The 21,433-nt window shown below is 75.0% G+C and carries 21 protein-coding genes; 8 read left to right on the forward strand and 13 right to left on the reverse strand.

What is annotated here, in order from left to right:
• Positions 1-2: 2 nt before the first annotated feature.
• Positions 3-1,232 (reverse strand): helix-turn-helix domain-containing protein, encoded by a 1,230-nt coding sequence (locus tag AB0I11_RS28485; protein ID WP_357327295.1) that lies wholly within the window; start codon positions 1,230-1,232, stop codon positions 3-5.
• Between the two features lie 219 nt (positions 1,233-1,451).
• Here AB0I11_RS28485 and AB0I11_RS28490 point away from each other — a divergent pair, with 219 nt between their 5' ends.
• Positions 1,452-2,123 (forward strand): bifunctional DNA primase/polymerase, encoded by a 672-nt coding sequence (locus tag AB0I11_RS28490; protein WP_357327352.1) that lies wholly within the window; start codon positions 1,452-1,454, stop codon positions 2,121-2,123.
• 338 nt (positions 2,124-2,461) lie between these two features.
• Here the strand turns inward: AB0I11_RS28490 and AB0I11_RS28495 are convergent, their stop codons facing one another.
• From AB0I11_RS28495 to AB0I11_RS28515, 5 genes are read right to left on the reverse strand one after another with little or no spacing between them, the layout of a single operon-like run.
• The gene (locus AB0I11_RS28495) at positions 2,462-3,187 is read right to left on the reverse strand and encodes an FAD:protein FMN transferase (protein ID WP_357327356.1); all 726 of its coding nucleotides are present in this window, start codon (positions 3,185-3,187) and stop codon (positions 2,462-2,464) included.
• Between the two features lie 50 nt (positions 3,188-3,237).
• The gene (locus AB0I11_RS28500) at positions 3,238-3,831 is read right to left on the reverse strand and encodes an FMN-binding protein (RefSeq protein ID WP_357327298.1); all 594 of its coding nucleotides are present in this window, start codon (positions 3,829-3,831) and stop codon (positions 3,238-3,240) included.
• A 14-nt stretch (positions 3,832-3,845) separates the two neighbouring features.
• A complete protein-coding gene (locus AB0I11_RS28505) occupies positions 3,846-5,264 on the reverse strand; it encodes a ferredoxin reductase family protein (protein ID WP_357327302.1) in 1,419 nt (472 codons plus the stop codon).
• On the reverse strand, positions 5,261-6,634 hold the full coding sequence (locus tag AB0I11_RS28510) for a DUF1501 domain-containing protein (RefSeq protein ID WP_357327359.1): 1,374 nt from the start codon (positions 6,632-6,634) through the stop codon (positions 5,261-5,263). The genes AB0I11_RS28505 and AB0I11_RS28510 overlap by 4 nt, the downstream gene beginning before the upstream one ends.
• 14 nt (positions 6,635-6,648) lie before the next feature.
• Positions 6,649-8,676, reverse strand: coding sequence for a DUF1800 domain-containing protein (locus tag AB0I11_RS28515; protein WP_357327305.1), 2,028 nt, complete (start codon positions 8,674-8,676; stop codon positions 6,649-6,651).
• A gap of 450 nt (positions 8,677-9,126) precedes the next feature.
• Here AB0I11_RS28515 and AB0I11_RS28520 point away from each other — a divergent pair, with 450 nt between their 5' ends.
• The gene (locus AB0I11_RS28520; protein ID WP_357327308.1) at positions 9,127-9,384 is read left to right on the forward strand and encodes a DUF3040 domain-containing protein; all 258 of its coding nucleotides are present in this window, start codon (positions 9,127-9,129) and stop codon (positions 9,382-9,384) included.
• A gap of 93 nt (positions 9,385-9,477) precedes the next feature.
• On the opposite strand, the gene AB0I11_RS28525 is transcribed toward AB0I11_RS28520, so the two are convergent.
• Together AB0I11_RS28525 and AB0I11_RS28530 are read right to left on the reverse strand one after the other, a co-directional pair.
• Complete coding sequence (locus tag AB0I11_RS28525) at positions 9,478-10,413, reverse strand: SWIM zinc finger family protein (RefSeq protein WP_357327311.1); 936 nt, start codon at positions 10,411-10,413, stop codon at positions 9,478-9,480.
• The gene (locus tag AB0I11_RS28530; protein ID WP_357327314.1) at positions 10,410-13,709 is read right to left on the reverse strand and encodes an SNF2-related protein; all 3,300 of its coding nucleotides are present in this window, start codon (positions 13,707-13,709) and stop codon (positions 10,410-10,412) included. Before AB0I11_RS28530 ends, AB0I11_RS28525 begins: the two co-directional genes overlap by 4 nt.
• Positions 13,710-13,772: 63 nt before the next feature.
• Between AB0I11_RS28530 and AB0I11_RS28535 the strand changes: the two genes are divergently transcribed.
• A complete protein-coding gene (locus tag AB0I11_RS28535; protein WP_357327317.1) occupies positions 13,773-14,645 on the forward strand; it encodes a carbohydrate kinase family protein in 873 nt (290 codons plus the stop codon).
• A 7-nt stretch (positions 14,646-14,652) separates the two neighbouring features.
• Here the strand turns inward: AB0I11_RS28535 and AB0I11_RS28540 are convergent, their stop codons facing one another.
• Positions 14,653-15,174, reverse strand: coding sequence for a DinB family protein (locus AB0I11_RS28540; RefSeq protein WP_357327320.1), 522 nt, complete (start codon positions 15,172-15,174; stop codon positions 14,653-14,655).
• A gap of 85 nt (positions 15,175-15,259) precedes the next feature.
• On the opposite strand from AB0I11_RS28540, the gene AB0I11_RS28545 reads away from it, so the two are divergent.
• Positions 15,260-15,466, forward strand: a complete 207-nt coding sequence (locus AB0I11_RS28545; RefSeq protein ID WP_357327323.1) for a hypothetical protein — start codon at positions 15,260-15,262, stop codon at positions 15,464-15,466.
• An 8-nt stretch (positions 15,467-15,474) separates the two neighbouring features.
• On the opposite strand, the gene AB0I11_RS28550 is transcribed toward AB0I11_RS28545, so the two are convergent.
• The gene (locus AB0I11_RS28550; RefSeq protein ID WP_357327326.1) at positions 15,475-16,623 is read right to left on the reverse strand and encodes a polysaccharide pyruvyl transferase family protein; all 1,149 of its coding nucleotides are present in this window, start codon (positions 16,621-16,623) and stop codon (positions 15,475-15,477) included.
• Between the two features lie 69 nt (positions 16,624-16,692).
• Entirely contained in the window at positions 16,693-17,301 is a 609-nt protein-coding gene (locus tag AB0I11_RS28555; protein WP_357327329.1) for a TetR family transcriptional regulator, read from the reverse strand.
• Positions 17,302-17,389: 88 nt separating this feature from the next.
• Here AB0I11_RS28555 and AB0I11_RS28560 point away from each other — a divergent pair, with 88 nt between their 5' ends.
• Positions 17,390-17,968 (forward strand): dihydrofolate reductase family protein, encoded by a 579-nt coding sequence (locus AB0I11_RS28560; protein WP_357327332.1) that lies wholly within the window; start codon positions 17,390-17,392, stop codon positions 17,966-17,968.
• Positions 17,969-18,007: 39 nt separating this feature from the next.
• Positions 18,008-18,943: a phosphotransferase gene (locus AB0I11_RS28565; RefSeq protein WP_357327335.1), complete on the forward strand. Its 936-nt coding sequence runs from the start codon at positions 18,008-18,010 to the stop codon at positions 18,941-18,943.
• A 12-nt stretch (positions 18,944-18,955) separates the two neighbouring features.
• Here AB0I11_RS28565 and AB0I11_RS28570 read toward each other — a convergent pair whose 3' ends face one another.
• Positions 18,956-19,144 (reverse strand): DUF397 domain-containing protein, encoded by a 189-nt coding sequence (locus AB0I11_RS28570; RefSeq protein WP_357327361.1) that lies wholly within the window; start codon positions 19,142-19,144, stop codon positions 18,956-18,958.
• Positions 19,135-19,935, reverse strand: a complete 801-nt coding sequence (locus tag AB0I11_RS28575; protein ID WP_357327338.1) for a helix-turn-helix transcriptional regulator — start codon at positions 19,933-19,935, stop codon at positions 19,135-19,137. Before AB0I11_RS28575 ends, AB0I11_RS28570 begins: the two co-directional genes overlap by 10 nt.
• Positions 19,936-20,169: 234 nt before the next feature.
• Between AB0I11_RS28575 and AB0I11_RS28580 the strand changes: the two genes are divergently transcribed.
• Together AB0I11_RS28580 and AB0I11_RS28585 are read left to right on the forward strand one after the other, a co-directional pair.
• On the forward strand, positions 20,170-20,517 hold the full coding sequence (locus tag AB0I11_RS28580) for a hypothetical protein (RefSeq protein ID WP_357327340.1): 348 nt from the start codon (positions 20,170-20,172) through the stop codon (positions 20,515-20,517).
• 67 nt (positions 20,518-20,584) lie between these two features.
• Complete coding sequence (locus AB0I11_RS28585; RefSeq protein WP_357327343.1) at positions 20,585-21,325, forward strand: SDR family oxidoreductase; 741 nt, start codon at positions 20,585-20,587, stop codon at positions 21,323-21,325.
• The last annotated feature ends 108 nt before the right edge of the window (positions 21,326-21,433 follow it).

Genomic DNA, 21,433 nt, shown 5'->3' on the forward strand with positions numbered 1-21,433 from the left:
GCTCATACTCCGACTCCCATGTGCTCAGCCAACTCCGCGATCGGCGAAGGCGGCGCACCCCGTGTGCGACGGAGCACGTCCGACATCACCTCGTGGGCGATCGGCCGGCAGCGGATCTCGGAGGGCGCCAGGCGGTCCCCGCGCAGCAGCATCTCCCCGGCGTTCGCCACGTCGCCGATCTGGGCGAAACCCCGGGCGATGTCGAGCAGGTGGTGCGCCCGGCGCTCGGGCAGCAGGGCGCTGAACGCCGGCTCGACGAGTGCGTGGTGGGTCTCCACCGCCCGGCCGCCGTCGCCGAGTTCCACCGCGGCGGCGGCCCGGTGCAGCTCCACGTTGGTCGGCCCGAACGAGGTCCAGTAGTGGTTGTGGTCCCCGCCCAGCAGGACGGCCGCCTCCTTGGCGCCGGAGAGCAGGTCGTCGACCGTGGCGGAGTCGCCGATCCGGGCGGCGGCCATCGCGCCCTGGAGCAGCAGCATGCCGTAGACGGAGAGGCGTTCCGGGGTGACGTCGTTACCGCCGCCCGGGGCGAGCCGGTTGGCGATCCGCACGTTGAGTTCGAGCGCCGGCCGGGGGCGGCCCATCGCCGCCAGGGCGTTGCAGACCCGGGTGGTGGCCACGCCGGCCAGCAGCGGGTCGTCGGCCCGCTGGGCCACCGCCATCGAACGGTCGGCGGCCAGCCAGGCCAGGTCGCACTCGCCGAGCTTGCGCAGCACCGAGGAGGCGATCTGGTAGACCTGCCCGAGCAGGTGGGCGGCCTCCCGGCCCTCGTCGTCCCCGCCGTAGCCGGCGTCGCCGGCCTGGGCGTCGCGCAGCAGCTTCGGCAGGGCGCGGGTGAGCATGCCGTACCGACCGTACTGGTAGGTGAGCCAGGCGTGGTTGACCGCCTTGCGCATGTCGGTCAGCGGCGGCGGGTACGGCGCCGCGTCGAAGTAGGCGCTCATCGAGTCGTACCGCTCCAGGGCGGCCCGGATCTCCTCGACCTCGACCTGGTCGATGCAGTTGAGCGCGTCGGTACGCCGCTCCGGGTCCTTGCCGAGCAGGAGTTGCACGTCGACCTGGAGGATGTCGGCGATCTCGTAGACGACGGAGAACTTGTCCAGCCGCCGGACGCCCCGCTCGACCTTGTCCACCCAGCTCTTGGACTTGCCGAGCCGGTCGGCGAAGACCTGCTGGGACATCTTGCGCCGGCCACGCCAGTAGGCCACTCGACGACCTATGGGTAGTTCGTCCATCCCTGCTCCTCCCCCTCGCGGTTGCGGACGGTTCCCCCACGTCCACCAGGTTTGCCCTGGTCGCACAGTCTGTGCGTCAGCCGTACGGCCAGTCCTCGTAGTTTCCGTGCAAGTTGCATGAGCCGTTCCGTCAGCTCAACGAGCACGGGTTACGGCAGTGACGGCGCTCGACGTGTGACGCGGGCGTGTCCGGGCGCAAGAGAAGAGGGGATGGCACACATGTGGGGGAATGTCGGGCCACGCGTCGCTCACCTGTCGCCTCTGGAGCGGGTCCGGCTGCGCCGGGTCGCGGTCCGGTACGCCGCCCACGGCTGGCCGGTCACCCCCGGCGCGTGCCTGGCCAACCGCCGGTTCGTCTGCGGCCGGGCCGGCTGCCCGACGATCGGCTGCCATCCCGCCCTGGAGAACTGGGAACACGCGGCGAGCGCCGACCCGGCCCGGGTGGCCACCTGGTGGCGGGACCGGCCGCACGGGGTGCTGCTGCCCACCGGGCGCTCGTTCGACGTGCTGGAGGTCGCCGCCCAGCTCGGCCGCCGGGTGCTGGACGCCGTGGCGACCCACCCGGCCGGCTTCGGCGTACGGGGGCCGGTCCTGGTCACCCCGACCGGACGGTGGATGTTCCTGGTCCGCCCGGGCGACCCGCTGCGCCCGGAGCTGGAGCACTGCTTCCACGTGGTCCGGCACGGCCCCGGCTCGTGGATCGCCGCGCCACCCACGCGGCTGCCCGAGGGGACGGTGCGCTGGGCGGTCGCCCCGGAGCAGGCGCGCTGGCAGCTGCCCGACTCGTACCTGGTGCAGAACGCGCTGATCGCGGCGCTCCGGGCGGCCGGGATCACGCTCGCCCCCGAACTGCTGCCCGGTCAGCTCCCGCTCCCCCGACGCGGCCGCTGATCCGACAGCCCCGCGGGCGGCCGCCGACCCGTCAGACCCGCAGGCGGTCGCTGACCCGACAGGACCGCAGACAGCGACCTTCCCGATGCCGTGCTCGTTGAACCGGTGACGGCGCGCTCGCGCCCAGAGCGGGGGTTGACCATGTCCAGGGACGACGCGGCCCGCCACACCGGCGGCACGGGAGAACCCGCACCGCATCACCGCCGCCCCCGCCGCTGGGCCGGCACCCGCCCCTGGTTCACCCGCCCCGGCCGCCCCCGTCCCACCGGTTCCCGCCCCGCCACCCTGCACCGCCCCCTCCGCTGACCTCCCTGCGTCCCCACCAACCACCGGCGGGATCAGGTGAGGTACGGGAGGGTGCGGGAGCGCAGGAGGTGGGCGTTGTCGGTGATGACGGCGTGTTGCCAGGGCGTGGGGAGGCGGTCCAGCCAGCCGATGCCGGCCTCGCCCATGGCCATGGCGGCGGTCGCGTACGCGTCGGCCACGCCCAGGTCCGGGCCGACCACGGTGACCGAACGCAGCCCCCGGGCCGGTACGCCCCGGTGCGGGTCGATCACGTGGTGCCCGCGTTCGTAGTTGCCGGAGGTGGCCACGGCCAGGTCCATGCCGGCCAGCACCAGGCAGGTGGCGGTCGGGTCCCACGGGTGCCGGATGCCGATCCGCCATGGGGTGCCGGTGGCGGAGTGGCCGCGTACCCGGACGTCCCCGCCCGCGTTCAGGCAGTGGTTGGGGGCGCCGGCGGCGACCAGCCGGTCCGAGGCGACCTGCGCCGACCAGCCCTTGACGTAGCCGGACGGGTCGAGCCGGCCGGTGGCGTACGCGTCGAAGGCGCCGTCGGTCTCCCGCCACAGGTCGGCGCAGCGCGCCAGCACCGCCCGCAGGTCGGCCGACGCCTCCGCCGGCCGCAGTTCGCCCCGGTCGACCCGGCACACCTCGCTGTCCTCCCGGTACGTGCTGAACCGCGCGTCCACCTCGCGGAGCCAGCCGAAGGTCTCCTCGGCCAGCGCGTGCAGGGTGGCGGCGGGCAGGTCGTCGGCCAGGTCGAGGCTGATCGCCGTACCCATGATCTGCTCGACCCGGCGCAGGCCGGGGCGGGCCGCGGCGGCCACGCCGGTCAGGCCCGGTCGATGGCGGCCTGCAGCGACTGCCGGTAGGCGTCACTGGTGTAGGTGGCCCCGGAGACGGTGCTCAGGTCGGCGCTCTGCGTGGCGACCACCTCGCCCGAGGTGCCGCTGTAGCGGGCCTGCACGTCGTCACTGCGCAGCCCGGACTGCCCGCCGACGGGCAGGCCGAGGGCGGTGGCGTCGACGATCCGGCTGCCGCTCAGGGTGATCCGCACCTGGAGCGAGCCGTACTGGTAGCTGACCTTCGGCCCGGTGACCGTGCGGGTGGCCGGCCGGGGCGCGGCGGTGGTCGGTTTCGGCGCGGCGGTGGCCGGCTTCGTGCGGGTGCCGCCGCCGCTGCCCGCGCCCCGGGTGGCGCTCGCCTTCGGGCTGGGCCGCACCGACCTGCCCGGCGCGGCCGAGGTGGCCCCGGCGGCCGGGGTGGGACCGGCGCCGGCGGGGCGGGCCGGGCCGCCGGGCACGACGGGCGCCTCGGCGACCGGTCGGTCGGGGGCGGCCTGGGTGGCGGCCGGTGCGCCCTTGAGCGCCACCAGTGCGGTGGTGCCGGCGGCGAGGCCGGTGATCGCGAGGAACGCGCGGCGCATGGGTGACGGCCTTCCTACAGCTCGAAGGTGGCGAGGTGGATCTGCCGGCGCGGGACGCCGGCCCGGCGCAGCACCTGGACGGCCTGCTCGACCAGCCCGTCCGGTCCGCACAGGTAGACGTCCCGGCGGGTCAGGTCCGGCACCAGCCGGCGCAGCCCGTCCGGGCTCATCACCTGGCGCGGGCCCGGGTCGTCCCGGGAGCCGACCACGTACCAGATGGCGGTCCCCCGGGCCTGGGCCAGCCAGTCCAGTTCCCGCTGCATGAGCACGTCGGCGGGGGTGCGGGCGCGGTAGATCAGGGCCGCGCCGGGCGGCAGTTCCTCCAGCATGGCCCGCAGCGGCGCGATGCCGCTGCCGCCGGCGATCAGCAGGGCCCGCTCCCGGGTCCGGTGCGCCGCCGTCACGGTGCCGGAGGGACCCTCGGCCCAGATCCGGGTGCCCGGGGTGAGGTCCCGCAGGTCGGCGGTGTGCGCGCCGACGACCTTGACGGTGAGCCGCAGCCACCGGCCGTTGGCCGCCGCGGAGACCGAGAACGGGTGCGACTGCCACCAGCCGCCGGCGTTGAGGAAGCGCCACCGGAAGTACTGCCCGCCGAGCAGGTCGATCTGGTTGAGCCGGTGCCCGGTCAGGTAGATCGAGATGGTGTCCGGGCTCTCCGCCACCACGTCCGCGACCCGCAGCCGGTGCCGCAGGTTGAAGTGCAGCGGGGCGAGCACCCGGCCCCAGACCAGGGCGGCCACGACCAGCAGGTACCCGGCGGCCCACCCGGTCCGTACCGGGCCGGGCTCGTAGAGCTGCGCGCCGTTGCTGAACTGGTGGCCGTAGCCGAGCAGCAGCGCCAGGTAGCTGGTCAGGTGCAGGTGGTACCAGAGTTCGTAGGGCAGGCGCCGGCGCAGGCCCCGGACGGCGGTGCAGCCGACCACCACCATGATCCCGGCGGCGGCGAACGCGGAGACCATGTCCTCGTACTCGGTGAGCAGCGCGCCGACCTCGCCGAGGACGGAGTTGCGCTGCCGGCCGGCGTAGCCGACCACCAGCAGGGACAGGTGCGCCAGGACCGCCACCAGCAGGGTCGCGCCGATGTCCCGGTGCGCCCGGGACAGCCGCTCCCCGCCGAGCCAGCGCTCCAGCACGCCGAGCCGGCTCATCATCAGCACCTGCACCAGCAGCAGGTAGCCGGCGATCAGGCCGGTGATCTGGCCGGCGGCGGTGAGCACGGCGGCGGTGCCGGCCAGGGAGCCCGGCGGGGTGTCCAGCCACCAGGGCGCGACCGCGGCGAGCAGGCCCAACCAGAAGAGCGCGACCAGCGCCCGCCGGCCGCCGGCGCCGCGCCGGGGCCGGCCGGGCGGGGGTACGGGGGCGGCCGACGGGCCGCCGTACCGGGCGGGTGCCCCGGTACGGCGGCCGGCGGTACGCAGATCCTGATACGTCACGCGTAGAGCTTCATGGGGGTGAATTTCTGCCGGGGGAAGATCTTGTCCACCTGGGCCGCGGTCAGGCCGAACCGGCCCTGCGCGACCGAGCCGTAGACGTTGAACATGTTGTTGTACTCGGGTACGTCACCGCTGTCCAGATCGTTCAGTCCCTGCCAGGCGCCGAGCAGCGAGCCGGCCAGCTTGCGGCCGCTCAGGATGGTGATGACCCCGCCGTGCCCGTGGTCGGTGCCGCCCTGGTTGGAGGCGACCCGGCGGCCGAACTCGCTGGACACCATGACCGTCACGTCGGCCGACCGGTCGCCCAGGTCGGTGAAGAACGCGGCCAGCGCGCCGGCCAGCTCGTTGAGCCGCCGCCAGAGCTGCCCGCCGTTGCGGGTGCCCTGGTTCTCGTGGGTGTCGTAGCCGCCCATGCCGACGGTGGCCACCCGGACGTTCGCCCCGCCCTTGATCAGCTGGGCGAGCTGCTTGAAGGCGTTCCCGACGCCCTGGTACGTCACCCCGTCCGCCGGCTGGTACGGCTTCGCGGCGAGCTTCTGCGCGGTGGCCAGCGCGCTCATGCCCTCGCTCACCGCCTCCTCGACCGGGTGGTTGATCCCGGTGAAGAGGCCACGGATGGCCTTCTCGGTCGCGGCCCGGTACCGGTCGTCGCCGTTGAGCCGCAGCTCGCCGACGTTGTTGAGGGAGAGCGCGCCGTTCACGCCGACCAGCGAGCGGGGCAGCGTGCTGCCGATGCCGACGCTGCGGAACGCGGTGCCCTTGCCGAGCGCGTCGACCAGGCTGTCCAGCCAGCCGCGCCCGCCGGTCTCGCCGGGCAGGCCGCCCAGGTTGCAGGCGTCCGCGGCCTGGAAGTGGCTGCGGGAGAGCCGGGGGTCGGAGACCGCCGGCACGAAGCCGAGCTGGCCGGCCTTGAGCCACTTCTCCAGCGGGGCGAACGCGCTGGTGAGCTGGAAGCCGCGGCCGAGGGCCAGCGAGTCGTTGCCGAGCAGCAGATCGGGACGCGCCTTGCCGAGCACCGGGTCGTCGGCGGGGGCGACCAGGCTCAGCCCGTCCAGCCCGCCGTACAGGAAGACGTGGATCAGCGTGCCGGTCTTCGTCGCCGCGAACGACGCCGAGGTGGTGACGAACTGGGCGGTGGCCAGCGCGGTGGCGGTGGCGGCGGCGCCGGCCACGAAGGTCCGCCGGGTGACGCCCCGGCCGTCCTGCTGGGCCTCCTCCAGTTCCTCCAGCCGGCGGTACCGGTCCGCCTCGGCGGCGTTCTCGGCCGCCACGACGTCGGCCTCGGCGCGCAGCAGCGCCTCGGCCGGGTTGTCGGCCAGCCGCCGCAGGTCGGGGCATTCGGGGTGCAGGGGGTACGGGTTCACGGTCATCTCCATCGAATGCCTCACCGGAGGTGGTGCTGGGGGGACGCGAGGATCGTCCGCGCGACCGCGGCGATGGCCCCGTTGAACGTGGCGTCGACCTTCGTGCTCGCCGACACCCCGGCGACGTCCAGGACGAGGGCCTTCTCCCGGGCGCTCAGCTTCTGGTGCACCAGCCGCAGGGCCAGCGCGTCCAGGTACGCCCCGGCGGTCGCCGGCGGCCGGGGCACCAGCTTCTCGGGCTTCATGTAGGTGAACTGCTGGCGCCCGCCCGCGATCAGCGTGCCGGCCTCGTTCCAGCCGTCGACCATCGTGCCGGCCGAGGTCCACGCGAGGTAGACGTCGGCGTACCCGTCCGGGGTGGGCTTGCCCATCGGGTACTGGCCCAGCTCGCGGAGCTTGTCCTGGACCTGCCGCAGCCCCTGGGCGAACGGGGTGCGCCGGCCGTCGCCCTGGAAACCGGGGGACGCCTCCGGCCCCACCCCGAGGGTCCGGTACGTGGCGACCAGGTACTCCATCGGGCGGCGGACCTTCTGGCCGACCGCGGCCCAGAACTCCGAGGAGCGGAAGAGCGTGGCCAGCACCGGCCGGATCTGCCCCCGGTTGGTGGTGTACGCCTTGGCCAGCCGGTCCACCAGGGACTTCGGCGGGGTGTCCGAGACGAACCGGGTGGCCAGGTTGCGGGCCACGTACCCGGCGGTCGACGGGTGCAGGGCGATGTAGGTGATGTACTGGTCGATCACCTTGTCGGCCGCCGCCGCGTCGGCGGAGTTGTTGGCGTGGCTGAAGCCGAGGATCTTCACCTTGCCCAGGTAGTGCCGTTCCGGGAAGAACTTGTACTTCCCGTCGGCGACGCCGCGGCCGGTCTGCAGCAGCGCGGCCTGGCGGACGTCCTTCTCGGTGTAGCCGCCGTCCACGCCGACCGAGTACAGCTCCAGGTTCTCCCGGGCCAGGTTCTCGTTGACCGCGTCCTTGCGGGAGTCGGTCTGGTTCAGGTAGAGCAGCAGCGCCGGGTGCTTGTTGGCGGCCACCAGCATCTCCGGGTAGCTGCCCAGCGCGTGCTTGCGGATGACGTCCCGGTCGAACGCGTTGCGGTAGTTCTCGCCGCCGTCGAAGTCGGCGGCCACGTGCAGGAAGTCGTTCCAGAAGTCGACCATCACCTCGAAGAGCTGGCGGTCGGACCAGATCTGCCGGGCGATGGTGGCGTCCACGGTCTCCCGCGCCGGGTCGACCCCCCGCTCGTTGAGCTGCTCCCGCTGGTCGCGCAGCTGGGTCGGGCTCAGCTTGAGCGAGGGCAGCTCGGCCAGCTTCAGCTCGGCCTTCGTCGGGGCGATCTTCTCGGGCTCGAGCTGCTCGCGCAGCCAGTCGTCGATGCCCAGCCGCTTGATGTCGGCGAGCACCTTCGGCGTCGCGCCGAAGGTGGCCCGGCTGGCCAGGTGCCGGATCGGGTCCTTGGCGAGCACCGTCTTCACGGTCACCCGGGTGGCCGCCGCGGCGGCCGCCGGGCTGGCGAAGACCCGACCGGTGGACGGCGAGTTCCGCTTCAGCGCCGCACCGGCCCGGGAGCCCATGTAGCTCTCGTTCTGCTCGGTGTAGGTACGCACCGTGCTGGGCTGCTGCCCGCTCGGCCGGGCCGCGGTGCCGTCGGTGGCCACCGTGCCGGTCGCGTCGCCGGCCTCCGGGCCGCCGCCGAAGAACCCCCGCACCTGCGAGGACATCGTCAGGGCGGCGCCACCGGCGATCACCGCGGCGCCGCCGAGCGCGACGAGGGCGCGTCGCCGGCCCGACCGGGGCTCGTCGTCATCGTCCAGGTTGGGCAGTCCGGGGTTGGGGGTCGGGGCGTACCCGGCGGGGGCGAAGCCCTCGGGGCCGACCCACTGCCCGCCCTGCGGCCCGGCCGCGGCGGGGTACCCGCCGTACCCGGGGCCGGCGTGCGGGCCGCCGTACGGCGCGGCGTCCAGGTCGCGGTACCCGTCCGGGCGGGGGGTGTGGGGTCCGTCCCAGCCGCGATCGTCCCGGGGACGTCGCGGCGGCACGTTCAGCTCGGCCATGTTCCTGTCCCGTTTTCTTTCAGCGCCGGCGCGCCTGCGGCCGGTGAGGGCGGCGGGGCGGCGACGTGCCGGAGGAGTTGCTACGGGAAAGTAACCACGGGTTCCGGGCCGCTCAAGGGCCGCCGTCGGCACTCCCGAGGGCACTTAAGGCGCCGCTCAGCCCCCGGTGCCGGCGCGTGGTACGCCCCGTTCCGGTCGCCCCCGTCCGGAGCAGGGCGGACCCGGGTGCGGCGCACCGCCGCGTAACGTTTTCGGCCGCGGCTACGCTGTGCGCGCCGTTACCCGGCACAGCAAAACTTAAGTCACCGATAAGCCCGTGCTGAGGTGCTCCGACCCGAAGGTCCCGCGGGTTCGCGCGGCCGGCGAAAGTAGCGGCAGCAGCGGCGCGTGACCGGCGGCCGTTGCGGGTATGCCGCCGAACCGCTGAAGCCGTGAGGGGAAGGCACCGCCATGCTCAGCAAAGAGGATCAGCGCAGGTTCGAACAGATCACCCGCCAACTGCGAGAGAGCGACCCGCACTTCTTCGCCCGGCTCGATTCCCGGGCCCGGGCCCGCCGTGGCCGGTACCTGATGCTGCTGACGATCGTGCTGTGGGCCTCGCTGCCGGCGATGACCGTTCTCGCCGGCCGGCTCGCCGGCGCGATCTGTGCCGTGGTGCTGCTGGCCAACGCCGGCCTCATGTGGCGGTTCCGGCGACGCTGGCTGTGACCGTGCCGGCTCCCGCGGCGAGCGGGGCGACGCCGGCGGGGACCGGGGCGGTTGCGACCACGCGGGTCGGGGCCGGGACGGGTCGGGGTGGCGTCAGCGCGGCCCGGGCTCCGGGTCGGGCCCGCCGAATTCCCGGTACGCCCGGCGCAGCCGCTCCACCAGGCCCGGTCCGCCGAGGTCGGCGCCGGGCGGGGCGAGCTGGCGCAGCAACAGTTCCGGCCCGGTCGGCAGGGTGGGCGGCCGGTCGGGCAGCGGCACCGGGGACAGCCAGAACCGGTCCACAGTGTCCGCCGCCGACGCCGCCGCCAGCCCGGCCAGCACCCGCGCCGCCCCGGCCACGGGCGGCTCCGCGGGAGCAGGACCGTCCACCGGGACGGCCGGTCCGCCCGCCGGCACCGCCGAGCCGTCCGGCGCGGCGTCCACGGCGTCGGCGCCCCGCAGCGTACGCAGCCGCTCCAGCAGCTCGGCCCGGTCCCGGCCGCGCCAGTGCAGGAGCCGGAACGGGTCGGCGTCGAACGCCTCGGCCAGCAGGTAGAAGGTGGCCGCCAGGTGCTTGCACGGGACCGCGAAGTCCGGGCAGCCGCAGTGCTGGTCCAGCTCGTCCACCCGGGCCGGGAAGAGTGGCGCGCCGGCCGCCGCGAACAGCTCCTCCAGCTCGGCGGGGAGGTCCCCGGCGAGCAGCCGGGCGCTGAAGAACGCCTGCCCGGCCAGCTCGGCCGCCAACCGCTCCCAGACCTCGTCGGGGTACGCGGCGAGCCGGATCCGCACCGGGTACGGCTCGGGCCGGGAACCCTGCACGCTGGCGGTGACCAGTCCGGGGGCGACGTCGAGCCGGAGCACCTGCCCCCGGCGCGCGTACGCCCGGCCCCGGGTGAGCCGGGTGCCGAGGGCGAACGACTCCAGCACCTCCAGGAACCGCCGGGACCACCAGGAGCGGCCGATGGCGCCGCGGGTGCTGCGGGCCCGGAGTCCACCCTCGACCCGCCGGGGCGGCCCGAAGTCGGCGAACCGGGGTTGCTCGGGACTCATTCGACCACCGCCCCGGACTCCAGCGTGAACAGCTCCCGCAGGGTGTCGGTGGAGAGCTCGGTGACCCACTGCTCGCCGGTGCCCACCACCCGCTGCGCCAGGCCGCGCTTGTCCGCGATCATGGCGGCCACCTTCTCCTCGACCGTGCCGGCGCAGACGAACTTGCGGACCTGCACCCGGCGGCGCTGGCCGATCCGGAACGCCCGGTCGGTGGCCTGGTCCTCCACGGCCGGGTTCCACCACCGGTCCACGTGCACCACGTGGTTCGCCGCGGTCAGGGTGAGCCCGGTGCCGCCGGCCTTGAGCGAGAGGACGAACAGCGGCGGCCCGTCCGGCGACTGGAACCGGGTCACCATGGCGTCCCGTTCGGCCTTGCCGACGCCACCGTGCAGGTAGAGCACCTCCCGGCCGGTCCGGGCCGACAGGTGCCCGCGCAGCATGCCGCCGAACTCGGCGTACTGGGTGAAGAGCAGGGCCCGCTCCCCCGCCGCCAGCACCTCGTCGACGATCTCCTCGAGGCGTTCCAGCTTGCCGGAGCGGCCGGCCAGCGCCGAGCCGTCGTGCAGCAGTTGGGCCGGGTGGTTGCAGACCTGCTTGAGGCGGGTCATGGTGGCCAGCACCAGGCCACGCCGGGCCATCCCGTCCGTGGACTCGATCTTGGCCATCATGTCGTCGACCACCGCGCGGTAGAGCGCCGCCTGTTCCGCGGTGAGGTTGCAGAGCACCTCCATCTCCAGCTTCGCCGGCAGGTCGGAGATGATCGACGCGTCGGTCTTGAGCCGGCGCAGCACGAACGGGCCGGTGATCCGGCGCAGCCGACCGGCCACCTCGGCGTCGCCGTGCCGCTCGATCGGCTCGGCGAACTTCTTCCGGAACGTGGCGGCCGGTCCGAGCAGGCCGGGATTGGCGAACTGCATGATCGACCAGAGGTCGGCGAGCCGGTTCTCCACCGGCGTACCGGTGACCGCGACCCGGTGCCGGGCGGGCAGCGCGCGGACCGCCTCGGCCTGCCGGGTGGCGGCGTTCTTGATGGCCTGCGCCTCGTCCACCACCACCCGGTGCCAGTCGATCCCGGCCAGGTCGTACGCGTCCCGGGCGGCCACCGAGTAGGTGGTGAGGACCAGGTCGGCCGCGTGCACGGCGGCGGTGAACTCCGCCCCTCGGGCCCGCTCCGCGCCGTGGTGCACGTGTACGCGCAGCTCCGGGGTGAACCTCGCCGCCTCCCGCTGCCAGTTGCCGACCAGCGACATCGGACAGACCAGCAGGGTGGGCCCGGCCTCCGGCGGGTCCGCGGCGAGCAGGGCGAGCAGCTGCACCGTCTTGCCGAGCCCCATGTCGTCGGCGAGGATCCCGCCCAGCCCCAGCGACTGGAGGAAGGCCAGCCAGGCCAGCCCGCGCCGCTGGTACGGCCGCAGCGTGCCGACGAAGCCGGGCGGCGGGTCGGCGGGGGTGAGCCGGCGTTCCGCCGTACCGGCCAGCAGCTCGCCCAGCGCGCCGTCGGCGGTCACGTCGAGCACCGGCAGCCCGTCGGCCCGGTCGCCGTCGCCGGTCAGGCCCATCCGCAGCAGGTCGGCCACGGTCAGCTCACCGGTCGAGCGGAGCAGGCGCAGCCCGGCCTCCAGGCGGCTGGGGTCCAGCTCCACCCAGCGGCCCCGCAGCCGCACCAGCGGGGACTTCACCTCGGCCAGCGAGGCCAGCTCGTCGGCGGTCAACGGCTGGTCGCCCAGGGCCACCTCCCAGCGGTAGTCGACCAGGGCGTCCAGCCCCAGCCCACCGGCGGCGGCGGCGACCGTGCCCGGCGCGGTCCGGCCGCGTGCCCGCAGCCGGGCGCCGAGGCGGGACGAGGACCGCCGCCACCAGGACGGCAGGAGCACCCCGAAGCCGGCGGCGTGCAGCACCGGCGCGCCCTCCCGGAGGAACCGGTGCGCGCCCTCGGCGTCCAGCTCCATGCCCTCCGGCGTGGCGGTCCGCAGCGCCGCGTCCAGCTCCGGCCAGAGCCGGCTGGCCCGGCCCAGCTCGGCCAGGAGCGTCTCCTGCGGGTCGATCCCCCGGCCGGCCAGGGCCCGCGCGGATCCCCGCCAGATCTGCGCGGCGGCCAGCACCAGGCCCGGCTCGTCGACCGGTTGCAGGCCGAACTCGATCCGCCAGGCGTCCCCCTCGACCAGCTCGGCCACCGGGTCGGCGGCCGGCTCGATGAGCCGGAAGGCGGCCCGGACCGCGCCGCCGACCGCGTCGCGCTGCCAGGCGTCCAGCTCGGTGCGGAGCAGTTCCAGGGCGGCGGGCTCGGTGCTGAAGGCACGCTCCGCACCGGTCAGCGCGGCCAGCCAGCGGGGCACCGGCCCGCCCGGACGCATCCCCCGGTGCAGCCGCAACTCGCCGAGGGCGGCGCGGGCGGCCGCGTCGGCGAGCGCGTCGAGGGCGGCGGCGAGCACGTCGGCCGGCTCGGCGAGGCCGTCCGCCCCCACCGCGCCCACCGACCCGGCCGGCAGGCCACCCCCGGGCGCACCGGCGACCGCCGACGGGACGCCGCCACCAGGCGCGGCGGCAGCCGCCGGGGCGGCGGGTGGGACGGCCGCCGTCCATTCGACGGCGGCGCGGGCGGCCGGCGGCAGGGCCTCGGCGAGTGACCGGGCCCAGGCCGCGTCGGTGCCGGTGAGCAGCGGCCGCCACAGCGCCCGCGCGGTCACCACCTCGGAGCCGTCGACCGCACGCAGGTGCCGCCGGCCCCGCACGCCCGGACTGTCCAGGCCCGCCGCAGGAACCGCGCCCGCCGTGCGGGCCGGGTCCGCCGTGGGGCCTGGGTCTGCCGTGCGGGCCGGGTCCGCCGTGGGGGCCGGGTCGGTGACCCCGGGCAGTACCCGGCCACGGCTGACCAGGTCGGCGGCGAACGCGGCCAGCTCGACGAGGTGGCGCAGCCCGGCCCCGGGCACCGCCTCGCCCGGCTCCAGCTCCCGGAGCAGGGCGTACGCGGCGTCCGGGGCGTACACCAGGGCCGGGACCCGCCAGCCGGCGAGGGTGACCGGGCCGCGGACCGGCTCCCCGACGGTGGTCCGGACCAGCTCGGGCGAGTCCAGCGGCGAGCCGGCCCGGGTGGGCAGGCGGAGCAGTACGGCGGCGGGCGGGCCCGGCGGCCCACCGAGCGCGGCGGCCAGCGTGGCGTGGTCGGCGGCGAACGGGTGCGGCCGCTCGCGCGGGGCGCGGCCGGGGCGGCGCGGCGCCCGGGCCGGCCGGGTGCTCTCCTCGCCCCACACGGCGAGCCCGCCGCCGGGCAGCCACACCCCGTGGATGACCAGCACGCACTCCCCCTCGACGACGTCCGGGGCAAGGATAGGCGGCCGGGCCGGACTACTGTCGGCGCCATGGTCGATCTGCTCGTGATCGGTGGCCTCGGCGTGGACATCCGCGCCCGGGTGCCGGCCCTGCCGCTGCCCGCCGCGGACTCGCTGGCGGTGCCCCCGATCGACCTGCGGATCGGCAACACCGGCGCGGGCGTGGCGCTCGCCGCGCACGCCCTGGGGTTGCGGGTGACCCTGGTGGACGTGCTCGGCGCGGATCCAGCCGGCGACGTGGTCCGGGCCGCGCTGGCCCGCACCTCGGTACGGACCGTGCTGGCCGCCGCCCCGGCCGGCACCCGCCGGTCGGTGAACCTGGTCGACCCGGCCGGCCGGCGGATGTCCCTCTACGATCCCCGCCCCTGGTCGGGGCCGGCACCGTTCGCCACGGCCGAGCTGACCGCGCTGGTCCGGGACGCCGCGCACGTACATGTGTCGATCATGGATTGGGCCCGGGACGCGCTGCCGGTGCTGCGCACGGCGCTGGCCGCCGGGGTGACGCTCTCCACCGACCTGCACGACTGGGACGGCGAGAACGACTACCACCGCCCCTTCGCCGACGCGGCCGGGCTGGTCTTCGTCAGCGACGTCCGGCTCGGTGACCGGGCCGGCAAGGTGGCCGCCGGGCTGGCGCCCCGGACCGTGCTGGTGACCGGTGGGGCGGCCGGCTCGACGCTGCACGCCCCGGACACGCCGCCGATCCGGGTGCCGGCCGGTACGCCGCCGGGTCCGGTGGTGGACACCAACGGCGCGGGCGACGCCTTCGCCGCCGGCCTGATCGCCGCCCGGCTGCGCGGCGCGTCCCCGCTCGACGCCGCCCGGTACGCCGCCCGGGTCGCCGCCGCGGCGTGCGCCCACGACGGGATGGAGTACCCGGCCGGCCTGCTGCCGCTCGAGTGATCCGGGGTCAGAGCGCCCCGGTCTCGCCGTCGGTCAGCTCGCGGAGGATGTCGGCGTGGCCGGCGTGCCGGGCGGTCTCCTCGATCAGGTGGACCAGCACCCAGCGCAGCGACACCTCGCCGAGTTGCGGGTGCGGCACCACGTGGTCCAGGTCGAAGCGGGCGGCGACCGCCCGGGAGCGGTCGCAGGCCGCCCGGTACGCGTCCGCGAGGCCCGCCACGGTCTCGCCGGGCGCCAGCGTGAAACTGGCCCGGGCCTCCTCCTCGGTGGTGAGGTAGACGTCGCCGGGCCCCGGCGCGAAGAGGCAGGGCAGCCAGTTCCGCTCGACCAGGGCCAGGTGCTTCAGCAGGCCGGCCAGGGTGGTCAGGGACGGCACCAGACGCCGGGCCGCCTCGGTGTGCGCCAGGCCGTCCGCCTTGCGCAGCACGACGGCGCGGTGGAAGTCGAGGAACGCGTCGAGCACCGCCCGTTCGTCACCCGTACGGGCGAGGACCGGACCGAGGGTCGGGTCGATCGTCGGGTTCGCCATCTCCGGACCCTAGTCCCGGGCCCGGCCGGCTCGCAGCCCCGCTATTCGCGTCCTGCCCCGGCGGTCGCCGGGGCAGGATGGGCGCATGGCATCAACGGTGCAGATCCCCCTGGTGGGTGGCGGGGCCGACGGTGAGACGGTCACCGTGGAGCTGGACACCAACGGCCGGCCGCCGCTGACCCACCACCACCTGGGGCCGGCGGGGCTGGCCGAGGCGCAGATCTACGAGCTGGAGTCGGACGACCAGGAGGGCCATCCGTGGATCTACGCCTGGCGAGGTCCGGCGGTCTGAGCGGCGACTCAGGCACCGACCCGGGTGAGGCTGCGCGACCGGATGCTGTCCAGCACGCCCCGGGTCACCCGGGAGGTGCCGTGGGCCTGCTCGCAGACGGCGGCCACCAGTCGGGCGGTCTCGTCGGCCCGCGCCTCCCGCTCGTCCCAGAGCCGGTCGACCTCCGCCAGCAGCGGGCCCTCCACCTCGCGCTCCACCCCGCGCAGCGCCGGCACCCCGAGCCGCTGGGCCAGGTCGAAGACCTTTCCGGCGTACGGCAGGGGCAGGAACGGGGTGCCCATCATGGCCGCGAAGATGAGGAAGTGCAGGCGCATGCCGACCGCGAGGTCGAAGTGCTTCATCAGGCCGAGCACCTGCCGGGGGTTGTAGGCGTTGTGCAGGATCCGGCCCCGCTCGGCGGCGACCATGTGCGACATGACGCCGTGCGAGTGCCGGATGTCGTCGCGTTCCATCGGCACGAAGAGCACGTACGCGTCGATCCGGTGCACCAGGAAGTCGCTGATCTGGGCGAGCAGCCGGTGGTAGCCGTCGACGTCGAGCCGTTCGGCGGCCCGGCCCGGCTCCCGCACGCTCAACCCGACCAGGCGCTTGCCGGACGGTACGCCCTCCTCGCGCAGCCAGCTCGCCGGGAACTCCTCGGGCTCCAGCAGGAACGCCGGGTCGGCGGTGACGGTGATCGGGTTGAGCAGCCCGGCCTCCTCCAGCACCATCCGCGACTCCTGGTCGCGCACGGTCACCTCGGTGGCCCCGGCCAGGGTCTCCCGCACCATGCCGGTGTCCACCCCCTCGGTGAGCGGGCCGACCCCGACCGCGTACGTCAGCAGCGGCAGGCCGCGCTCCTGGGCGACCCGGACCACCCGCAGGTAGCGGCGGGCCTCCTTGTCGTAGAGGATGCCGCCACCGCCGAGGATGAGCAGGTCGAGCTGGGCCAGGATGGCCGAGGAGTCGACCCGGCTGACGCCTTCCCAGGGCACCGCCTCCACGTCCGGGTGGGCCAGCGCGGTGTGCGCGGGGTTCCGGGAGAACACGATGATCCGGGCGTTCGGCTCCTGCTGGCGCAGATCGGCCAGCAGGCCGGTCAGGATCGCCTCGTCGCCGAGGTTGCGTCCGCCGTACGAGCCGAGCACACCGATGGTCAGTCCGGCGCCATCCCTCATCCGTTGCTCCTCCCCGAGGCTGGTTCCGCGCCGGTTTTCCCGCTGGCCCCGGGGACATACCTGGTTTGATCACGATCGGCCGGTGGCGGTTGGCGGTGGTCCGCCGGGGACGGTGCCGACCAGCCGGGACACCAGGGCGGAAACCACCTGCTCGGCGTCGAACCCGGCGTCGACGGAGGTGGTGAGCAGGTCCAGCAGGAACCCGTCCACCGCGTAGTGCAGCAGCGCCACCTCGAACGCGCCGCCGGGCAGCCCGGCGGCGACGTGAAAGGCCACGTCGTCGGCGTACCCCCGGCGGAGCACGTCGCCGAGCGCCTGCCGCAGCTCGGGCCGGCGGGAGGCCTCCAGGCGCAGCTCGAACAGCGCCCGGGTGAGGTCGGGCTCGCGCGTGGTGCGCTCGACGATGTAGCGCAGGTAGTCGGTCACCAGCTCCAGCGACGGGGTACGCCGGCCGAGCTCGGCCAGGACCGCCGGATCGGGCGCCAGCCGCTCGAAGATCCGCTGGGCCAGGCCGGCGAGCAGCGCCGCCCGGGACGGGAAGTAGTTGGAGGCGGTACCGGTCGGCACGCCCGCCTCGGCGTCGACCGCGCGGTGGGTGAGCCCGCGCGCCCCGGCGGCGGCGAGCACCCGGAGCCCGGCGTCGGCGAGCAGGGTACGGCGTGCCGGGTTTCTGGCCATGCCGCCACCCTAGCAACAACCACGACAGGTGTTGTACATTCGCTCAACCACGACAGTCGTCGTGGTCGCCCCGGACATCGGAGTCGGTTTGCGCAAGCTCGTGTACTACGTCGCCAGCACCCTCGACGGCTTCATCGCCGCCCCCGACGGGTCCTACGACTTCTTCCCGCTGGAGCCCGACGTGGCGGCCCACCTGACCGCCGCATGGCCCCAGACCTTCCCCACATTCGCCCACGCCCAGCTCGGCATCGCGTCGCCGCCCACCGGCCGGTTCGACGCGGTGGTGATGGGCCGGGCCACCTACGACCCGGCCCTGAAACTGGGGGTGACCAGCCCGTACGCCCACCTCGAGCAGTACGTGTTCAGCCGGTCGCTGCCCCCGTCGGACGACCCGCAGGTGCAGATCGTCGACGGCGACCCGGTGGCGTTCGTCCGCGACCTGAAGCAGCGGCCCGGCGGCGACATCTGGCTCTGCGGCGGCGGCAGCCTCGCCGGCCAACTCCTCGACGAGGTCGACGAGCTGGTGGTCAAGCTGAACCCGGTGCTGATCGGCAGCGGCATCCCGCTGGTCGACCGGGGCTTCGCCGCGCACCGGTTCACCCTGACCGAGACCCGACCCTTCGACAGTGGCGTGGTCGTCCTGCGCTACACCGCCGGGCCGCGGTAATCGGTTGCCCGGCCGGGCGGCGTGGCGCACGGTGAGGCGGTGGAAAGCGCGACGAAGACCCGGATCCACTGGACCGACCTGCCCGGCCACGTCCGGGCCGCGGTCGAGGAGATCCTCGGCGACCGGGTGACCGCCGCGGTCTCGCAGTCCGGCGGCTTCTCCCCCGGCACCGCCGACCGGGTCCGCACGGCCGGCGGCCGGCGCGCGTTCGTCAAGGCGGTCAGCCCGGCCCAGAACGACCGCAGCCCGGCCCTGCACCGGGCCGAGGCGCTGGTCGCCGCCGGGCTGCCGGCGACCACGCCGGCGCCCCGGCTGCTCGGCAGCTACGACGACGGCGACTGGGTGGCGCTGGTCTTCACCGACGTCGAGGGCCGACACCCGGTGACGCCGTGGGACGCCGCCGAGCTGACCGCCGTGCTCGCCACCCTGGAGACCATGGCCGCCGTGCTCACCCCGGCGACCGTGCCCGCCGCGCCGAACGCCGCCGACCAGCTCCGGTACGACTTCGCCGGCTGGCACCGGATCGCCGCCGACCCGCCGGCCGACCTGGACGGCTGGGCCCGGTCCCGGCTGCCGCGGCTGCGCGCCGCCGCGGAACGCGGGCTCGCCGCGCTGGCCGGGCAGACCCTGTGCCACCTGGACGTCCGGGCCGACAACCTGCTGATCGGCCCGGACGGCACGGTCAGCGTGGTCGACTGGCCGTGGGCCTGCCGGGGCCCGGCCTGGTTGGACAGCCTGCTGGTGCTGATCAACGTGCAGGTCCACGGCGGCCACGACCCGGAGGCGCTGCTGCGGGCCTGGCCGCTCACCGCCGACGTCGACCCGGCCGACGTGACCGGGGTGCTGGCCGGCTTCGCCGGCTTCTTCCTGGACGGCGCGCGGCAGCCGCCACCGCCCGGCATCCCGACCGTACGGGCGTTCCAGCGCCTACAGGGCGACGCGCTGCTGCCCTGGCTGGCCCGCCGGCTGGGCTGATCCCGGCCGAGGTCAGCGCCGCTTGGCGAAGGCCACGAACGCGCGCCAGGCCGGCGGGTCGAAGGTGAGCGTGGGACCGGTGCGGTCCTTGCTGTCCCGCACCCCGACGACGCCCGCCAGGTTGTCGGCCACCTCGACGCACGCACCACCGTTCGGTCCCGAGCGGGTCGAGGTGCGCCACCGGGCACCGGTCAGGTCCACGAGCACGCCGCCTCCTTGATCAGGTCGAGGGACTGGCGGCGGGACAGGGCTTCCCCCCGGACCGCCTCCCAGTGCCGTTGCAGGACCACGATGTCCTCGGTCCGGTGCATCATCTGCGCACGGACCTGTTGGTCGAGGTAGGCGACCACCGAGCCGTCGCCGAGCGTGGCCAGGATGAAGCCGCCCTGCAGCGCGGGGTAGAGCCCGGCTTCCTCCGGCACCACCAGGATCTGCACGTGCGGCAGCTCGGCCATCTTCACGAGATGGGCGAGCTGCTGCCCCATCAGCTCGGCATGCCCCCGCAGCGGCCGGCGCAGCACCATCACGTCGAGGACGGCGACCAGCTGGCACGGGTGCTGGCCGGTGAGAATCACCTGCCGTCCGAGCCGGGAGGCGACCTGCTGCTCGAGCTGCTCGGAACGCGACAGGTTGTCCGCCAGCGTCAGCCGGGCATACGCCTCGGTCTGCAGGATGCCCGGGATGTAGGCGGGCTCGTACCAGCGCAGCAGGTCGGCCTTCCGCTCGTCGTCGACCCACCCGCGCATCCACCCCGGAACGCCCTCGATCAGCACGGCGCGGTCAAGCAGCCGGCCAAACATGCCGCCGGTCTCCATCGCCTGGTCCATCGCGGCGAGGTAGTCGGCCTTCGGCGGGCGCTGGCCGGTCTCCACACCGGACACGTGGGAAGCCGAGTAGTTGATCAGCTTTGCCAGGTCCTCCTGGCTGAGGCCGGCCCGCAGCCGCGCCTGGCGCAACTCGCCGGCGATGAAGTCCAACCACGACCCGCCCATGTTCTCCCCTGCCTCCGCCCGGCTCGGCACACCACTTCCCACGGCCTCCCGCGACCTGTCCCGGCCCTGCTCAGCCGCCACCCGGAGGGGCCGGATGCCTTCCGAGCGTAGTGCCGTCCTCAACAGACTGTCACCGGTGGGCCGCCTCCCGTCCGGCCCGCCTCGGGGTCGCCCCGATCCCCCGATGCCGGGGCGGCCCCGACCCCGTGCGTTCCGCGAGACAGAAGGGCCGTCATGAGTGGCGCCATGCTTCCCGTACCCCGGTTGGGGCCGCACCCGGACCGGCCGCGGCCGTATCCGCTGGGCCAGCCGCCGCACCTGCCGATCCGGCCGCTCTGGTTGTGCCGGGCCTGCGGCGGGCCGTGGCCCTGCGCGCAGGCCCGGCTGCTGCTCAAGGTCGAGTACGCCGACCATCCCGTCGACCTGGCCGTCTACCTCTCCGGCCTCTACCACGAGGCGACCCACGACCTGTTCCGGCTCAATCCGCACGACGGGCCGACCCCCCGCGAGCTGTTCGAGCGCTTCGTCGCCTGGGGCCCCTACCGCCGGGGCCTGGTCGAACCCCCCAACGGCGACCGGTGAGCCGGGCGGTCGACGCGACGTCCGATCGCCGCCAGACGCGCCCGCCCCGCCCGGCGAGGCTTGTCCCATGACGACACTGGACGGAAAGGTCGCCCTGGTCACCGGCGGCGCCCGGGGCATCGGCGCGGCCGTCGCCCGGCGGCTGGCGGCCGAGGGGGCCGACGTGGCCATCACCTACGAGACGAACGCCGAGCGGGCCGCCGTGGTGGGCAAGCAGGTCGAGGCGGCGGGGCGGCGGGCCCTGGTGCTGGCCGCCGACAGCGCCGAGCCCCGGGCGGTACGCGAGGCGGTCGACCGGACGGTCGGGGAGCTGGGCCGGCTGGACATCCTGGTGAACAACGCGGCCGTCTTCCTGGTCGGCCCGGTCGAGGAACTGGGGGTCGACGCGCTGGACCGGACCCTGGCGGTCAACGTCCGGGCGCCCTTCGTGGCCGCCCAGGCGGCGGCCCGGCACCTGGGCGAGGGCGGCCGGATCATCACCATCGGCAGCAACGTCGCCCGCCGGGCGCCCTTCCCGGGCCTGGCGCTCTACTCGATGAGCAAGACCGCGCTGATCGGCCTGACCAAGGGGCTCGGCCGCGAGCTGGGGCCGCGGGGGATCACCGTCAACCTGGTGAACCCGGGCCCCACCGACACCGACACCAACCCGGCGGACGGACCGAACGCCGAGTTCATCGCGGGTCTGACGGCGCTCGGCCGGTACGCGGCACCCAGCGAGATCGCCGCCGTGGTGGCCCACCTGGCCGGCCCGGACGGCGGTTACGTCACCGGTGCGGTGATCGACGCCGACGGCGGCTTCGCCATTTGAGCGGATCGCGGGCGGGCGCGGCGCGCGCCGCGCCCGCCCGCCGGTCTGTGCACAACCCCGCCCGGGAGGCCCGACGGGGCGGGCGGGGACTCGGGCGCGCGCCGGGGT

Origin of the sequence: Micromonospora sp. NPDC050495 (assembly GCF_040655175.1) — a bacterium.
In the GTDB taxonomy this organism is placed as follows: Bacteria; Actinomycetota; Actinomycetes; order Mycobacteriales; family Micromonosporaceae; genus Micromonospora.

Bases quoted from the DNA above. Each gene is read 5' to 3' on its own strand.
- AB0I11_RS28535 (WP_357327317.1), top strand. From the start codon at position 13,773: ATGGTCGATCTGCTCGTGATCGGTGGCCTCGGCGTGGACATCCGCGCC.
- AB0I11_RS28515 (WP_357327305.1), bottom strand. From the start codon at position 8,676: ATGGCCGAGCTGAACGTGCCGCCGCGACGTCCCCGGGACGATCGCGGC.
- AB0I11_RS28485 (WP_357327295.1), bottom strand. From the start codon at position 1,232: ATGGACGAACTACCCATAGGTCGTCGAGTGGCCTACTGGCGTGGCCGG.
- AB0I11_RS28555 (WP_357327329.1), bottom strand. From the start codon at position 17,301: ATGGCCAGAAACCCGGCACGCCGTACCCTGCTCGCCGACGCCGGGCTC.
- AB0I11_RS28540 (WP_357327320.1), bottom strand. From the start codon at position 15,174: ATGGCGAACCCGACGATCGACCCGACCCTCGGTCCGGTCCTCGCCCGT.
- AB0I11_RS28495 (WP_357327356.1), bottom strand. From the start codon at position 3,187: ATGGGTACGGCGATCAGCCTCGACCTGGCCGACGACCTGCCCGCCGCC.
- AB0I11_RS28500 (WP_357327298.1), bottom strand. From the start codon at position 3,831: ATGCGCCGCGCGTTCCTCGCGATCACCGGCCTCGCCGCCGGCACCACC.
- AB0I11_RS28545 (WP_357327323.1), top strand. From the start codon at position 15,260: ATGGCATCAACGGTGCAGATCCCCCTGGTGGGTGGCGGGGCCGACGGT.
- AB0I11_RS28525 (WP_357327311.1), bottom strand. From the start codon at position 10,413: ATGAGTCCCGAGCAACCCCGGTTCGCCGACTTCGGGCCGCCCCGGCGG.
- AB0I11_RS28580 (WP_357327340.1), top strand. From the start codon at position 20,170: ATGAGTGGCGCCATGCTTCCCGTACCCCGGTTGGGGCCGCACCCGGAC.
- AB0I11_RS28510 (WP_357327359.1), bottom strand. From the start codon at position 6,634: ATGACCGTGAACCCGTACCCCCTGCACCCCGAATGCCCCGACCTGCGG.
- AB0I11_RS28575 (WP_357327338.1), bottom strand. From the start codon at position 19,935: ATGGGCGGGTCGTGGTTGGACTTCATCGCCGGCGAGTTGCGCCAGGCG.
- AB0I11_RS28550 (WP_357327326.1), bottom strand. From the start codon at position 16,623: ATGAGGGATGGCGCCGGACTGACCATCGGTGTGCTCGGCTCGTACGGC.
- AB0I11_RS28585 (WP_357327343.1), top strand. From the start codon at position 20,585: ATGACGACACTGGACGGAAAGGTCGCCCTGGTCACCGGCGGCGCCCGG.
- AB0I11_RS28520 (WP_357327308.1), top strand. From the start codon at position 9,127: ATGCTCAGCAAAGAGGATCAGCGCAGGTTCGAACAGATCACCCGCCAA.
- AB0I11_RS28490 (WP_357327352.1), top strand. From the start codon at position 1,452: ATGTGGGGGAATGTCGGGCCACGCGTCGCTCACCTGTCGCCTCTGGAG.